Source organism: Streptomyces sp. NPDC102406, assembly GCF_044765725.1.
GTDB lineage: Bacteria > Actinomycetota > Actinomycetes > Streptomycetales > Streptomycetaceae > Streptomyces.
This window is the reverse complement of record NZ_JBIWKP010000001.1, coordinates 1676368-1691028: the sequence shown is the minus strand read 5'-3', so window position 1 is coordinate 1691028 and position 14661 is coordinate 1676368. Positions and strand designations below refer to the sequence as shown.

The 14661-nt window shown below is 71.2% G+C and carries 13 protein-coding genes; 6 read left to right on the top strand and 7 right to left on the bottom strand.

What is annotated here, in order from left to right:
- Positions 1–4: 4 nt before the first annotated feature.
- Complete coding sequence (locus ACIRF8_RS07740) at positions 5–436, bottom strand: Rieske 2Fe-2S domain-containing protein (protein WP_404211884.1); 432 nt, start codon at positions 434–436, stop codon at positions 5–7.
- A 289-nt stretch (positions 437–725) separates the two neighbouring features.
- Between ACIRF8_RS07740 and ACIRF8_RS07735 the strand changes: the two genes are divergently transcribed.
- A complete protein-coding gene (locus ACIRF8_RS07735; RefSeq protein ID WP_404211882.1) occupies positions 726–1667 on the top strand; it encodes a carbohydrate kinase in 942 nt (313 codons plus the stop codon).
- Positions 1668–1784: 117 nt separating this feature from the next.
- Here the strand turns inward: ACIRF8_RS07735 and uvrA are convergent, their stop codons facing one another.
- Entirely contained in the window at positions 1785–4805 is a 3021-nt protein-coding gene (uvrA, locus tag ACIRF8_RS07730; protein WP_404211880.1) for an excinuclease ABC subunit UvrA, read from the bottom strand.
- 261 nt (positions 4806–5066) lie between these two features.
- Between uvrA and ACIRF8_RS07725 the strand changes: the two genes are divergently transcribed.
- From ACIRF8_RS07725 to ACIRF8_RS07705, 5 genes are all read left to right on the top strand, one after another.
- On the top strand, positions 5067–5753 hold the full coding sequence (locus tag ACIRF8_RS07725; RefSeq protein WP_404211878.1) for a maleylpyruvate isomerase family mycothiol-dependent enzyme: 687 nt from the start codon (positions 5067–5069) through the stop codon (positions 5751–5753).
- Between the two features lie 9 nt (positions 5754–5762).
- Positions 5763–6419 carry an MBL fold metallo-hydrolase gene (locus tag ACIRF8_RS07720; RefSeq protein WP_404211876.1) on the top strand — a complete coding sequence of 219 codons (657 nt, stop codon included), beginning with the start codon at positions 5763–5765 and terminating at the stop codon, positions 6417–6419.
- A gap of 130 nt (positions 6420–6549) precedes the next feature.
- Positions 6550–7422: an ABC transporter substrate-binding protein gene (locus ACIRF8_RS07715; protein WP_404211874.1), complete on the top strand. Its 873-nt coding sequence runs from the start codon at positions 6550–6552 to the stop codon at positions 7420–7422.
- Positions 7419–8300, top strand: a complete 882-nt coding sequence (locus ACIRF8_RS07710; RefSeq protein WP_404211872.1) for an amino acid ABC transporter permease — start codon at positions 7419–7421, stop codon at positions 8298–8300. The genes ACIRF8_RS07715 and ACIRF8_RS07710 overlap by 4 nt, the downstream gene beginning before the upstream one ends.
- A complete protein-coding gene (locus ACIRF8_RS07705; RefSeq protein WP_404211870.1) occupies positions 8297–9046 on the top strand; it encodes an amino acid ABC transporter ATP-binding protein in 750 nt (249 codons plus the stop codon). Before ACIRF8_RS07710 ends, ACIRF8_RS07705 begins: the two co-directional genes overlap by 4 nt.
- 8 nt (positions 9047–9054) lie before the next feature.
- Here ACIRF8_RS07705 and aroQ read toward each other — a convergent pair whose 3' ends face one another.
- From aroQ to ACIRF8_RS07680, 5 genes are all read right to left on the bottom strand, one after another.
- Positions 9055–9528 carry a type II 3-dehydroquinate dehydratase gene (aroQ, locus tag ACIRF8_RS07700; RefSeq protein WP_404211868.1) on the bottom strand — a complete coding sequence of 158 codons (474 nt, stop codon included), beginning with the start codon at positions 9526–9528 and terminating at the stop codon, positions 9055–9057.
- Between the two features lie 88 nt (positions 9529–9616).
- Positions 9617–10717: a calcium:proton antiporter gene (locus ACIRF8_RS07695; protein ID WP_404211866.1), complete on the bottom strand. Its 1101-nt coding sequence runs from the start codon at positions 10715–10717 to the stop codon at positions 9617–9619.
- A gap of 138 nt (positions 10718–10855) precedes the next feature.
- Positions 10856–11845: a TerC family protein gene (locus ACIRF8_RS07690; protein ID WP_404211864.1), complete on the bottom strand. Its 990-nt coding sequence runs from the start codon at positions 11843–11845 to the stop codon at positions 10856–10858.
- Positions 11846–12077: 232 nt separating this feature from the next.
- Positions 12078–13979, bottom strand: coding sequence for a TerD family protein (locus ACIRF8_RS07685; protein ID WP_404211862.1), 1902 nt, complete (start codon positions 13977–13979; stop codon positions 12078–12080).
- Positions 13980–13989: 10 nt separating this feature from the next.
- The gene (locus ACIRF8_RS07680) at positions 13990–14556 is read right to left on the bottom strand and encodes a TerD family protein (RefSeq protein ID WP_404211860.1); all 567 of its coding nucleotides are present in this window, start codon (positions 14554–14556) and stop codon (positions 13990–13992) included.
- Between the last annotated feature and the right edge of the window lie 105 nt (positions 14557–14661).

Here is a 14661-nt window from a genome sequence, read left to right as displayed (position 1 = left end):
GCCGCTACTTCTGCGGGCCCGCGACGATCTTGCCGCCCTCGACCCGCACCGACAGCTCCTCCAGCGGCGAGGTCGCCGGGGCGTGCAGCACCTTGCCGGTCGTCGCGTCGAACTTGCTGCCGTGGCAGTTGCAGGTCAGCTCCGTGCCCTCCAGCATCCCGATCGGGCAGCCCGCGTGGGTGCAGATGGTGCTGAACGCCTTGTACCGGCCGCCCTCGGTACGGCTGACGACGACGTGCTCGTCCTTGTAGAGCTTGGCCCCGCCCTCGGGCACCTCGTCGGCCTTGCCGAGGTCGACCGGCGCGGTGGGCGCCGCGGCCGCGCCGCCGTCGGACCCGGTGGAGCAGGCGGTCAGGCCGAGGCCGGCCGTCCCCGCGACGGCGGCGCCGCGCAGGGCGGTGCGGCGGGAGATACGGGAGGAGGTCGTGCCGGACATCTGGACTCCAGGGACAGCAGGGGTGACAGATCCGACGATACCGGCGGGGCCACGGGGTTTCCTTCAGGCCCCCGCCCCTGGGCGCGCGGGTCGGCGGCCCGTCTTCCGAAGGCCCGGTACGCTGCCCGGTCCCGTCCTCGCCGTGCCCGTGTGCGGGTGCGGACGTGCCCGTACGGGGTGCGGGTGCCACCCGGAGCCCCGGACGTTCTAGCCTGCCGACGGCACCCGGTGCCCATCCGTGCACCGCCCGCCGTCCGTCCCCGCTCGCCCCTGTCCGAGAGGAACCATCGTGATCGTCGTCGCCGGAGAGGCCCTGATCGACCTCGTGCCGCTGGGCGGGGGCCCCGGCGACCGCCCGGCCGGCGGCACGGCCGCGCTGCCCGACCTCGCGCCGCGGCTCGGCGGCGGGCCGTTCAACACGGCGGTGGCCCTCGGCCGGCTCGGCTCCGCCGTTGCCTTCTGCTCGCGGGTGTCCCGGGACGCGTTCGGTGACGCCCTGCTCGGCGGGTTGCGGACGGCGGGCGTGGACGTATCGCCTGTGCAGCGGGGCGACGAGCCGACGACGCTGGCCGTCGCCTCCATCGGCGCGGACGGCTCGGCGGGCTACTCCTTCTACGTGGAAGGGACCGCCGACCGGCTTTTCGCGGTGCCGGACGCCCTTCCCTCGGGCACGCGCGCGGTGTCGTTCGGTACGTGCTCCCTGGTCCTGGAGCCGGGGGCGAGTGCCTACGAGGAACTGATGCGCTCGGCTGCCGCCCAGGGCCTGGTCACCGCGCTCGACCCGAACATCCGGGCGGGTTTGATCCCCGACGCGGACGCCTATCGGGCCCGGTTCAGGAGCTGGCTGCCGTCCACCACGCTTCTCAAGCTCTCCGAGGAGGACGCGGCGTGGCTCGGGGGTACGCCGCGGGAGTGGCTGGCCGCGGGACCGGCGGCCGTCGTGGTCACGCGCGGCGGCGACGGACTGACCGTCTTCACGCGGGACGGCGGCGAACGGGCGGTGCCGGGCGAGCGGGTCGACGTCGTGGACACGATCGGCGCCGGGGACACCGTCAACGCGGCGCTCCTGCACGGCCTCGGTGAACAGGGCGCCTTGTCCCCCGCCGCGGTCGGCGCCCTGTCCGGCGACGACTGGGTTCGGCTGCTGCGGTTCGCGGCGCGGGCGGCCGCGATCACCTGCTCACGCGCGGGGGCGGAGCCTCCGTACGCGTCGGAGGTCGGCGCCCTGTAGGGCGGACGCAGGGCCGGTCGCTCGGCGCCGCACAGGCTCGGCGCACGAACGGCGCCCCGCGGGACTTCCCGCGGGGCGCCGTTCTCTCACGCGCGTGACCGAGCCGCTACACGGTCGTCAGGCCTTGCGGGCCCGGCCGGCCGTCTTCTTGGCAGGCGTCGTCTTCTTCGCGGCGGACTTGGCGGCGGCCGTCTTCGCCGTGGCCGTCTTCTTGGCCGGCGCCTTGGTGGCCGCCACCGTCTTCCTCGCCGTGCTCTTGCGGGCCTTGGCGGCCGGGGCCGACGCGTCGCTGACCCGCTCCGAGCCGAGAATGTCGCGGAGGAACTTGCCGGTGTGGCTGGCCGGTTCGGACGCGACCTGCTCCGGGGTGCCCTCGGCGACGACGATGCCGCCTCCGTTGCCCCCCTCGGGGCCCATGTCGATGACCCAGTCCGCGGTCTTGATGACGTCGAGGTTGTGCTCGATGACGATGACCGAGTTGCCCTTGTCGACCAGGCCGGACAACACGGTGATCAGCTTGCTGATGTCCTCGAAGTGCAGACCGGTGGTCGGCTCGTCGAGGACGTAGACCGTGCTGCCCGTGGAACGCTTCTGGAGCTCGCTGGCGAGCTTCACGCGCTGGGCCTCACCGCCGGACAGGGTCGGCGCGGACTGTCCGAGGCGGACGTAGCCGAGACCCACGTCGTTGAGCGTCCGCAGGTGGCGGGCGATCGCGGGGACGGCCTCGAAGAAGCCGAGGGCCTCCTCGATCGGCATGTCCAGGACCTCGGCGATGGACTTGCCCTTGTAGTGGACCTCCAGGGTCTCGCGGTTGTACCGCGCACCGTGGCAGACCTCGCACGGGACGTACACGTCCGGCAGGAAGTTCATCTCGATCTTGATGGTGCCGTCACCGGAGCAGTTCTCGCAGCGGCCGCCCTTGACGTTGAAGGAGAAGCGGCCCGGCAGGTAGCCGCGCACCTTCGCCTCGGTGGTCTCGGCGAACAGCCGGCGGACGTGATCGAAGACACCGGTGTACGTCGCCGGGTTCGAGCGGGGCGTACGGCCGATGGGCGACTGGTCGACGTGCACGACCTTGTCGACGAGGTCGTCGCCCGCCACGCGCGTGTGGCGGCCGGGGACGGAACGCGCCCCGTTCAGCTCCCGGGCCAGGTGCGTGTACAGGATGTCGTTGACCAGCGTGGACTTTCCGGATCCGGAGACGCCGGTGACGGCCGTGAGGACACCGAGCGGGAAGGACACGTCGATGTCCCGCAGGTTGTTCTCCTTGGCGCCGTGCACGGTGAGGTGGCGCGCCGGGTCCACGGGCCGCCGCACGTCCGGGACGGGGATGGCCTTCTTGCCCGACAGGTACTGGCCGGTCATCGACTCGGTGTTGCGCAGCAGCTCCTTCAAGGGACCGCTGTGCACGACCTTGCCGCCGTGCTCGCCCGCGCCGGGGCCGATGTCGACGATCCAGTCGGCGACCTTGATGGTGTCCTCGTCGTGCTCGACCACGATGAGCGTGTTGCCCATGTCGCGCAGCCGGACGAGCGTCTCGATCAGGCGGTGGTTGTCGCGCTGGTGGAGGCCGATGGACGGCTCGTCGAGCACGTAGAGCACGCCGACGAGTCCGGAGCCGATCTGCGTGGCGAGGCGGATGCGCTGGGCCTCGCCGCCGGAGAGGGTGCCGGCCGCCCGGTTCAGCGACAGGTAGTCGAGGCCGACGTCGACGAGGAAGCGAAGCCGCTCGTTGACCTCCTTCAGGACGCGCTCGGCGATCTTCTTGTCGCGCGCGTTGAGCCGGAGCTTGCCCAGGAAGTCGGCGCAGTCGCTGATGGACATGGCGGAGACCTCGGCGATGGACTTCTCCATGACCGTGACGGCGAGGACGATCGGCTTGAGGCGCGTGCCCTGGCAGGTGGGGCAGGGCACTTCGCGCATGTAGCCCTCGAAGCGCTCGCGGCTGGCGTCCGACTCGGCCTCGCTGTGCCGCCGCTTCACGAACGGGACGGCGCCCTCGAAGGGCGTCGTGTACCGCCGCTCGCGCCCGTACCGGTTGCGGTAGCGGACCTCGATCTGCGTCTTGTGGCCGTGGATGAGCGCCTTCTTGGCGCGCTGCGGCAGCCCGGCGAACGGGATGTCCGTACGGAAGCCGAGGGCGTCGGCGAGTGCCCCGACGAGGCGGGCGAAGTAGTCCTTGGTGTGACCGTGCGACCAGGGGTGGATGGCGCCCTCGTCGAGCGACTTCTCCTCGTCGGGAACGATCAGCTCGGGGTCGACCTCCATGCGCGTGCCGATACCCGTGCAGTCGGGGCAGGCGCCGAAGGGCGAGTTGAAGGAGAAGGAGCGGGGCTCCAGCTCCTCGAAGGACAGGTCGTCGTGCGGGCAGTACAGGTGCTCCGAGTACATGCGCTCGCGCTCCGGGTCGTCCTCGGGGAGGTCGACGAAGTCGAGCACGACCATGCCGCCCGAGAGGCCGAGGGCGGTCTCCACGGAGTCGGTCAGGCGCCGCTTGGCGGAGTCCTTCACGGTGAGGCGGTCGACGACCACCTCGATCGTGTGCTTCTCCTGCTTCTTCAGGGTGGGCGGCTCGGTGAGCTGGATCGTCTCGCCGTCCACGCGCGCGCGGGAGTAGCCCTTGGTCTGGAGGTCGCCGAACAGGTCGACGAACTCGCCCTTGCGCTCCCGCACCAGCGGCGACAGGACCTGGAAGCGGCTGCCCTCGGGCAGCTCCAGGACCTTGTCGACGATGGCCTGCGGCGACTGGCGCGCGATGGGGCGACCGCACTCGGGACAGTGCGGCTTGCCGATGCGCGCGAAGAGCAGTCGCAGGTAGTCGTAGACCTCGGTGATGGTGCCGACCGTGGAGCGCGGGTTGCGCGAGGTCGACTTCTGGTCGATCGAGACGGCCGGGGAGAGGCCCTCGATGAAGTCGACGTCCGGCTTGTCCATCTGGCCGAGGAACTGTCGGGCGTACGAGGACAGCGACTCGACGTAGCGCCGCTGCCCCTCGGCGAAGATCGTGTCGAACGCGAGCGAGGACTTGCCGGAGCCGGACAGACCGGTGAAGACGATGAGGGAGTCACGCGGGAGGTCGAGCGACACATTCCGGAGATTGTGCTCGCGCGCGCCACGGACGATGAGACGGTCGGCCACGCCGGTCCGTACCTTTCTTGGGAGAAGTGACAGGAAGCCCCTGAGAAGCCTGTCGTTGTGAAGACCCTGTCGTTTGAAAACCCTGTCGTTTTGAAGACTAGGGGGAGCCACTGACAACGCCGGTCGGCTTCCCTTGTCGGTAACAAACCCGGACCTTCAAGAATGCCCGACGCCGCCGTCGAGCTTATAGCACGTACATTCGATTCCGTCATGGTGTCGGCCACCTTCACCCGAACGTGTGGCCCGGTTACCGTCTGCCCCATGAGCACTCACGAACACGACCTGGTGTCTGTACGCACTGCGACCGAACGGCTGCTCGCCGCGGTCGGCGCCCTGGACAACGCCGCTGTGACCGAGCCGTCACGCCTTCCCGGCTGGAGCCGCGGCCATGTGCTCGCCCATCTCGCCAGGAACGCGGACGCCCTCGTCAACGTCCTGGCCGGCCGGCCCATGTACGTGAGCGCCGAGGCGCGCGACGCCGACATCGAACGGGACGCCCCGCGCCCGCTGCGCGCCCAGATCGATGACGTACGGGAGAGCGCGGAGCGGTTCCAGCGCGTCGGCGCCGAGGGCACGGACTGGTCGCGCACCGTGGAGCTGCGCAACGGCGTCAAGGACGTCGCCTCGCGGTTGCCGTTCCGGCGCTGGGTCGAGGTGGAGCTGCACCACGTCGACCTCGGTATCGGCTACGAGCTGGAGGACCTGCCGGAGGAGTTCACCCAGCGGGAGATCGACTTCCTCGCGGACCGTTTCCGCGGCCACCCGGGCCTCGCGCCGCTGCTGATCAAGCAGGACGACGGCCGGACCGTCACCACCGGCGCGGACCGGTCCCCCGCGACCGTCGTCACGGGCCGCCGGGCGGACCTGCTGGGATGGCTCTCGGGCCGCAGGGACGGGGCGGCCCTCTCCGTCGATCAGGGCTCCCTGCCCACGCTGCCCCCGCTATAGGCTGGGCGCATGACGTACAGCGGAACGGTGAAGGTCGGCGGCGCGGCGGACGTGCACGAGCTCCAGGACCTGATGATCTCCAAGGTCGCGGTCGGCCCCATGGACAACAACGCCTATCTGCTGCGGTGCCGCGCGACCGACCGGCAGCTCCTGATCGACGCGGCGAGCGAACCGGCGACGCTGCTGCGCCTCATCGGTGACGACGGCATCGACGCCGTCGTCACCACCCACCGGCACGGCGACCACTGGGGCGCTCTCGCGGAGGTGGTCGAGGCCACCGGCGCGCGCACGTACGCGGGGCGCGAGGACGCCGAGGGCATCCCGGTGCCGACGCGGGTCGCCGTGGACGACGGGGACACCATCGAGTTCGGCCACATCGAGCTGACGGCCCGTCATCTCGTCGGTCACACGCCCGGCTCCATCGCGCTGATCTACGACGACCCGCACGGCCATCCCCACGTCTTCACCGGCGACTGCCTCTTCCCGGGCGGCGTCGGCAACACGTGGAAGGACCCGGAGGCGTTCGCGCGCCTCATCGACGACGTGGAGACGAAGATCTTCGCGCCGCTCCCGGACGAGACCTGGGTCTACCCGGGGCACGGGAACGACACGTCGCTGGGGGCCGAGCGGCCGCACCTGGCGGAGTGGCGCGCACGGGGCTGGTGACCTGGCGGTTCGGGGGCGAACGCCGGGGCAGCGGGCGGCTGTTCACAAGAACGCAACGCCCGTTCCCACTATGCGGACAGTTGCCGGGCCGACCTCGACAGACGGTGCCGTGCGCTGTCAGTCTCCCGCCATGCCTTACGCCCATCGCGCCGCGCGCCTCGCCGTCTGCTCCGCCGTCGTTCTCGCCGCCGCGTCGGCCTGTGCCCCCGAGCCCGAGGAGAAGGGGGCGGACAAGCCCGCCACGGCCGCCTCCTGCGCCCCCGGCAAGGCGGCCACGGTGACGGCAGGGAAGCTCACCGTGGGCACGGACAAGCCCGCCTACGCGCCCTGGTTCGAGGACGACGACCCGGCCAACGGCAAGGGCTTCGAGTCCGCCGTCGCGTACGCCGTGGCGAAGCGGCTCGGCTACGGCGCGGAGCACGTGGTGTGGCAGACCGTGCCGTTCAACAGTTCCTTCGCGCCGGGCGCGAAGAAGTTCGACTTCGACATCAACCAGGTGTCGATCAGCGCCGCCCGCAAGAAGGCCGTGGCGTTCTCGTCCGGCTACTACGACGTGCGTCAGGCCGTCGTCGCCCTGAAGTCGTCCCGGGCCGCGAAGGCGAGGACCGTCGCCGACCTCAAGGACGTGAAGCTGGGCGCCCAAGTGGGCACCACCAGCCTGGACTACGTCAACGACGTGGTGAAGCCGTCGCAGAAGCCGGCCGTCTACCAGAAGAACGACTTCGCCAAGTCCGCCCTGAGGAACGGCCAGGTGGACGCCATCGTCGTCGACCTGCCGACGGCGTTCTACATCACCGGTGCCGAGGTGACGGACGCCGAGGTCGTCGGCCAGTTCGAGAACACGGCGGGCTCCCCCGAACAGTTCGGTCTGGTGCTCGACAAGGAGAGCGCGCTCACGTCGTGCGTGACGGGCGCCGTGGACGCCCTCCGCAAGGACGGCACGCTCGCCTCCCTGGAGAAGAAGTGGCTGTCGGACGCCGTCGACGCCCCGGTGCTCAAGTGACCGTCGTGAAACAGCCGCCCGCCGCCGAGGACGCGTACGCCCCCTCCGCGCGGCGCCTGGCACGTGAGCGCTACAAGCGCGTCCGCGCGCGCCGGGCGACCGGTCTCGCGGCGCTGAGCACGCTGGTGACGGGCGCTGTCCTGTTCGTCGTCCTCGTCAACTCCCCCGGCTGGCAGCGGACGAAGGAGACGTTCTTCAGTGCCCACTACGCGCGCGTGGCGTTGCCGCAGGTGCTGGAAGGGCTCTGGCTCAATGTGCGCCTCCTGTTCGTGTGCGGGGCGTGCGTGCTCGTCCTCGGAATGCTGCTCGCACTCGCGCGGACCCTGCGCGGGCCCGTGTTCTTCCCCCTGCGCGCCCTGGCCACGGCCTACACGGACTTCTTCCGCGGACTGCCGCTCATCATCTGCCTGTTGATGGTCATCTTCGGGGTGCCCGCGCTCCGCCTCCAGGGGGTGACCACGGACCCGGTGGTCCTGGGCGGTGTCGCCCTGGTCCTCACGTACTCGGCGTACGTCGCCGAGGTGTTCCGCGCGGGCATCGAGTCGGTCCATCCGTCCCAGCGGGCCGCCGCGCGTTCCCTCGGCCTGAACAGCCGCCAAACACTGCGCCACGTGGTCCTGCCGCAGGCGGTACGCCGTGTGGTGCCGCCCCTGTTGAACGACATGGTGTCGCTCCAGAAGGACACCGGACTCGTGTCGATCGGCGGCGCGGTGGACGCCGTGTACGCGGCGCAGATCATCGCCGGCAAGGACTTCAACTACACGCCGTACGTGGTCGCGGGCCTGGTCTTCGTCGCCCTCACCATCCCCATGACCCGCTTCACCGACTGGGTGACGGCCCGGATGGACCGGCGCCGGGCCCAAGGAGGACTCGTATGACCGGGCCCGTGCTGCGGATGGAGTCCGTGCGCAAGACGTTCGGCGGCTCCGTGGTCCTGCGCGACGTCGACCTGGAGGTCGCGCCGCACACGGTGACCGCGCTGATCGGCGCGTCCGGTTCGGGCAAGTCGACGCTGCTGCGCTGCGCCAACCTCCTGGAGGAGATCGACGACGGGGCGATCTGGCTGGACGGCGAGGAGATCACCGACCCACGCGCGGACGCGGACGCCGTGCGGCGGCGGATCGGTGTCGTCTTCCAGGCGTACAACCTGTTCCCGCACATGACCGTCCTGGAGAACGTCACGCTCGCGCCGCGCCGCGTGCACGGCGTCCCCCGCAAGGAGGCCGAGGAGCGGGCCAGGGGGCTGTTGGAGCGCCTCGGGCTCGACGCGAAGGCCGACGAGTACCCGGACCGGCTCAGCGGCGGCCAGCAGCAGCGTGCGGCCATCGTGCGGGCGCTCGCCGTACGCCCCCGGTTGCTGCTCCTCGACGAGATCACCGCGGCCCTCGACCCGGAGCTGGTGGGCGAGGTCCTGGACGTCGTGCGCGACGTGAAGGGCGAGGGCATGACCATGGTCCTGGCCACGCACGAGATGGGCTTCGCCCGTGAGGTCGCCGACCAGGTGTGCTTCCTGGACGGGGGCGTGGTGCTCGAACGCGGCACCCCGGAAGCGGTGTTCGGGGACCCGCAGCAGGAACGTACGCGCCAGTTCCTGCGCCGGATCGTGGACGCGGGCCGCCTCTAGGGGGCGCCCTACGCCTCCGCGCCGGCCGGTGTCGCCAGGGCCGCGACCCGCTCCACCCCGAACGCGTAGCCCTGCACGCCGCATCCGGCGATCACACCGTCGGCGCGCAGGGACACGTAGGAGTGGTGCCGGAACTCCTCGCGCTGGTGGATGTTGGAGATGTGGACCTCCACCACGGGCAGGCCGTCGCAGGTGTTGAGCGCGTCCAGGATCGCCACGGAGGTGTGCGAGTAGGCGGCCGGGTTGATCACGATGCCGACGTGGTGCTCGCGCGCCTCATGGATCCAGTCGACGAGTTCGCCCTCGTGGTTGGACTGGCGGAAGTCCACCGTGGCGCCGTGGGCGGCGGCGGCCTCGACGCAGAGTGCCTCGACGTCGGCGAGGGTGTCGCGGCCGTAGATCTCCGGCTGGCGCTTGCCGAGGAGATTGAGGTTCGGGCCGTTCAGGACCAGGATCGGCGCGGTGGCGAGGGTGTGCGGCACAAGGACCTCCGTACGACGGGCGGATGCTCCTTGAGGGTGTATCACGCGGGCTCCGGGCGGCCGGGACCCGTCTCGCCGACCGGGTCCGTCAGGGCGTGACGGCGAGTTCCACGTAGGCGGCGAGGATCACCAGGTGGACGCCGCCCTGCAGGGGTGTGGCGCGGCCGGGGACGACGGTGAGGGTGGTGACGATCATGGTGAGCGCGAGGAGCACCATGTGGGTCGCGCCGAGGCCGAGCACGAGCGGCCCCGACAGCCAGAACGAGGCGATGGCGACGGCCGGGACCGTCAGGCCGATGCTGGCCATGGCGGAGCCGAGGGCGAGGTTCAGGCTGGTCTGCACGCGGTCGCGGCGGGCGGCGCGCAGTGCGGCGATGGTCTCGGGGAGCAGCACGAGCAGCGCGATGATCACGCCGACGACGGCCTGCGGCATGCCTGCCGCCTCGACGCCGTGTTCGAGCGTCTTCGACACCCCTTTGGCGAGGCCGACGACGGCGATGAGTGCGAGGGCGAGCAGTCCGAGGCTGACCAGGGCGGTGCGGGTGGTCGGCATCTGGGCGTGGTCGTCGGCGTCGATGACGTCGCCGTGCTTGGTGATCGGCAGGAAGTAGTCGCGGTGGCGCACGGTCTGGGTGGCGACGAAGAGGCCGTACAGGACGATCGCCGCGGCGGCCGAGAAGATCAGTTGGGAGGTGGAGAACTCCGGGCCCGGTTTGCTGGTCGTGAAGGTCGGCAGGACCAGGCAGAGCGTCGCCAGTGTGGCGACGGTGGCGAGGGCGCCGCCCGTGCCCTCGGACTGGAAGACCGCCACGCGGTGGCGGAGCGCGGCGGAGAGCAGGCTGATGCCGACGATGCCGTTGCAGGTGATCATCACGGCGGCGAACACCGTGTCCCGGGCGAGGGTGGAGCTTTTCGCGCCGCCGTCGGCCATCAGGGTGACGATGAGCGCGACCTCGATGATCGTGACGGCGACGGCGAGGACCAGCGAGCCGAACGGTTCGCCGACGCGGTGGGCGATGACCTCCGCGTGGTGCACGGCCGCGAGGACGGATCCCGCGAGGACGACGGCGACGACGGCGACGAGTACGCCGGGCAGGTCGCGCCCCCAGGTGAGGGCCAGCAGCACGACCGCCAGGACCGGGACGACGACGGTCCACCGTGTGGTCAGGGCCCGGAGTCTGGTGATCATGCCTTCGATGGTGCCCGGGGCGGAGCGGGGCCGCGACCTCGCGCGCGGGGCGCTCGGGACGGACGACGGCACCGGGTGACGCGTACGGCTGATCGCCGTGCGCGCCTCCCGGTGCCGGTGGCTCCGCGCCCTTAGCCGTCAGGCCTCGACGCTGTCCTTCCGCGCCGCCTCGGCCGCTTCCCGCTCGGCCTGCTTCTTGGAGGCGATGAGGCTGGTGATCGTCGTGATGATCAGCACGCCGCAGATCACGGCGAGGGAGACCGGAATGGAGATCTCCGGGACGTGCACGCCGTTCTCGTGCAGGGCGTGCAGGACCAGCTTCACGCCGATGAAGCCGAGGATCACCGACAGGCCGTAGCTGAGGTGGACCAGCTTCTTGAGCAGGCCGCCGATGAGGAAGTAGAGCTGGCGCAGGCCCATCAGGGCGAACGCGTTGGCCGTGAAGACGATGTACGGGTCCTGGGTCAGGCCGAAGATCGCAGGGATCGAGTCCATCGCGAAGAGCACGTCGGTCATGCCGATGGCGAGCATGACGACCAGGAGCGGTGTCATGACCTTCTTGCCGTGCTCCCGGATGAACAGCTTGGTGCCGTGGTACCGGTCGGCGACGCCGAACTTCGTCTCGATGGACTTCAGGAGGCGGTTCTCCTCGAATTCCTCGTCCTCGTCGTCGCCCATGGCTTCCTTGACGAGCTTCCAGGCGGTGTAGATGAGGAACGCGCCGAAGATGTAGAAGACCCAGGAGAAGTTGGCGATGACGGCGGCGCCCGCCGCGATGAAGATCGCCCGCAGCACCAGCGCTATGAGCACACCGAACAGCAGCACACGCTGCTGCAACTGGGTCGGCACCGAGAACTTCGCCATGATCAGGATGAAGACGAAGAGGTTGTCGACGCTGAGCGACTTCTCGGTGATGAAGCCCGCGAAGAACTCGCCGCCCGCCTGGCTGCTGCCCCAGAGGGTCACGCCGACGCCGAAGAGCGCGGCGAGCACGATCCAGACGACGGTCCAGATCCCGGCTTCCTTGATGGATACGTCGTGGGGCTTGCGCCCGATGAAGAAGTCGACCGCGATGAGGGCGCACAGACCAAGAATGGTCAGCACCCACAGGGTCATCGATACGTTCACTGCGCCTCCGGCGTCGTACGGCTACTGATCAGCGTCGTCGCTGCCGGAGGTCTCTTCCACCCGGGCGCGGTGCGCCTCGGGCCGGCGCCCCGGGATCGTCCGGCCATGGGGCCGGGTCGTCCGTATTGACGGGAACGCCGCGTACGGGAGTACTCCCCTCCGCGTAAACAAGAGTACGGGAAACACCCATGAAAGGTAAAGGTTTAGGTAAAGGGCATCTCAAGTGCGCAGATCAGAGCCCTCTTTCCCGGCGGGCTCTGGCCACCTCCGCGAGGACCTGGCGCAGCACGGCGCTGCCGGGCGGGACCGACGGCGGCTCGTACGTCCAGGCATGCCCGACCCAAGGGTCGGCGAGATGCTCGTCAGGGAGCGGCGTCAGGCGCAGCAGCGCCCGCCACAAGGGGTCGAGGAGCGGCCCGTACTCGGCGGCGTCCTCCCGGTCCGCCACGAGCATCAGGTGCACGCCGACCTGCGGCCCCTCGTCCGCGAGGTATCTGAGCCGGGTCACGGCGCGGTCGTCGAAACCGTGCGGGAAGTCGTGCACGATCAGCAGTTGCTCGGCGACGTCCAGGTCGGCCGGGAGGGCGTCGGCGGCGCCGCTGCGGACCGCCATCTGGACGAGGTCGACGCGCTCGGTCAGCCGCGTCAGCGTCTCGGCGACGCCCACCGCCCCCCGGGCCACGGGACCGGCGAGCACCCCGGCGTCGACCAGCGGGGCGAGCGCGCCCGCGGCCGTGCCCGCGGGGTCGACGACGTGCACGCTGAACTCGCCCGCCGGATAGGCGCCGAGCAGTCGGGCGGCGAGCTCGGCCGCCAGGCGCGCGGCCCGGGCCCGCAGATCGTCGGCGTCCACGAGGGCGTCCGCGCCGGACGAGCCCGCGTCGATCCACAGACCGCGCTCCAGCGGCAGCCGTACGAGCATCGGGATGCGCAGGGCGACACTGTCGCTCTCGGGCAGACGCAGCTCGCCCAGGCGGACGGCCATGGGCAGTTCCATGGGGCTGCGGTAGGCGTGCCAGCACGGGTTGTCCCAGCCCGCGTACGCGGCGGGCAGCGCTGGTTCGACGACCTCGGACTCGGCGACCAACTGGGCCAGGTCCCGGTCGAGGGCCTCCCGCGCCCGGTCGACCAGCGCGGTGTGCTTGACCTCGGCGGCCTCGCGCGCGGCGTCCGCCCGGCCGCCGAGGCGGCTGCGCGGGTCGGAGAGGCCGAAGACGGCGCGGTCGAGCTCCTGCTCCATGCGGGAGTCCGCGAAGTCGACGGCGCTGCGGTAGGCGGCCGTCGTGCGCGCCAGGTCCTCGAACATGCCCCACACCTGGTTGTAGAGCCGCTCCTCCATGGTCCAGCCGGTCGCGTCGCCCGCGACGGGGGCGGCGAAACGGCCCGGCTCGGCGGGCGGCGCGGCGGCGGGGTGCGGGGGCGCCTGGCGTGCCGGGTGCGTGTAGTCGATCGGGGTGCCGGGGGCGGCGCCGGGGATCGCGGAGGCGGTGGGTGGGAGGGGCGCGGAGGCGTGGCCTGCCGTTGCCGCCGTGCGGACCTGTGCCTCGTCGGCGGGGTGCGGCGGGGCGGCCACGGTGCGGGCCAGGCCCCGGGCGACGGCGTCGTGGACGGCGCCCGCCAGCGCGTGGGCGTCGGGCACGCCCTGGTCGGCGAAGAGGGCCGCGAGTCCGTCGGCGTATCCCTGGCCGACGGCGCGGACCTTCCAGGCGCCCTGTCTGCGGTACAGCTCCAGGGCGGTGACGGCCGACTCCGTGTCGAGGTCGGTGAGGGTGAAGCCGGCCACCTCGGTGCCGTCGAGGCCGGTGACCGCGACGAAGGGGGCGGCGACCGCGCCGAACCGGGTGGGTCCGCCGGTGCCGACCGGCAGTGCGAGCAGCACGGTGACGCGGTGGACGTCCGGCGGCATCGCGTCCAGGTCGACGGCGAGGCGGTGGTCGGCGGCGGCCTGGCGCGACACTTCGAGGCCGGGCAGGGCGGGTGCGCCCGGGTGGGCGACGCGCTCGGGGCCGCGGACGGTGCCCCGGTCGTCGGCGAGCGTGGCGCCCGCGACGACCGGGTGGCCGGCCGACACACGGATCTCCAGGCGGGTCCGGGTCAGGGGGTGGTTCTGGCCCCTCACCAGTTCGGCGGCCATCGCGGACCCGTTACAGGCCGGGCAGAATCGCGGGCATGAGGTCCTGGAACGTGCGGCCGTTGGCCGCCGTCCCGAGGGCCGTCATCTTCCAGCCCGCGCCGTCCCGGTGCACCTTCGCCATGATCTGCGCCGTGTACTGGCCGCCTCCGTCGAGGGTGTAGCGCGCGAGCTCCTGGCCGGTCGTCTCGTCGACCAGTCGGCAGAACGCGTTCTGCACCTCCTGGAAGGTCTGGCCCGTGAAGGAGTTGACCGTGAAGACGATCTGGTCGATGTGGACCGGCACGCGCGCGAGGTCGACCAGGATCGCCTCGTCGTCGCCGCCCTGGCCCACGCCGCCCACCAGGTTGTCGCCGGTGTGGCGCACCGAGCCGTCGTCGCTGACGAGGTGGCGGAAGAAGACCACGTCGACAGGCTGCTTGTCGGCGAAGAGGACCGCTGACGCGTCGAGGTCGATCTCTCGCGTACGGGTCCCGAAGAGGCCGCGGCGCGGGGCGGCCTGCCAGCCGAGCCCCATGCGGACGGCGGTGAGGGTGCCTCCGCCCCGCTTCTCCAGGCTGATGGCCTGGCCCTTGGTCAAGCTGATGCCTGGTCCCTTTGAGAAACCGGCGGAACCGGTGGAATCGGCCGTCACGCGCTGTCCCCTCTCGTACCGTCCCCTGTGCCGCGGCTTGCGCGCGGTCAG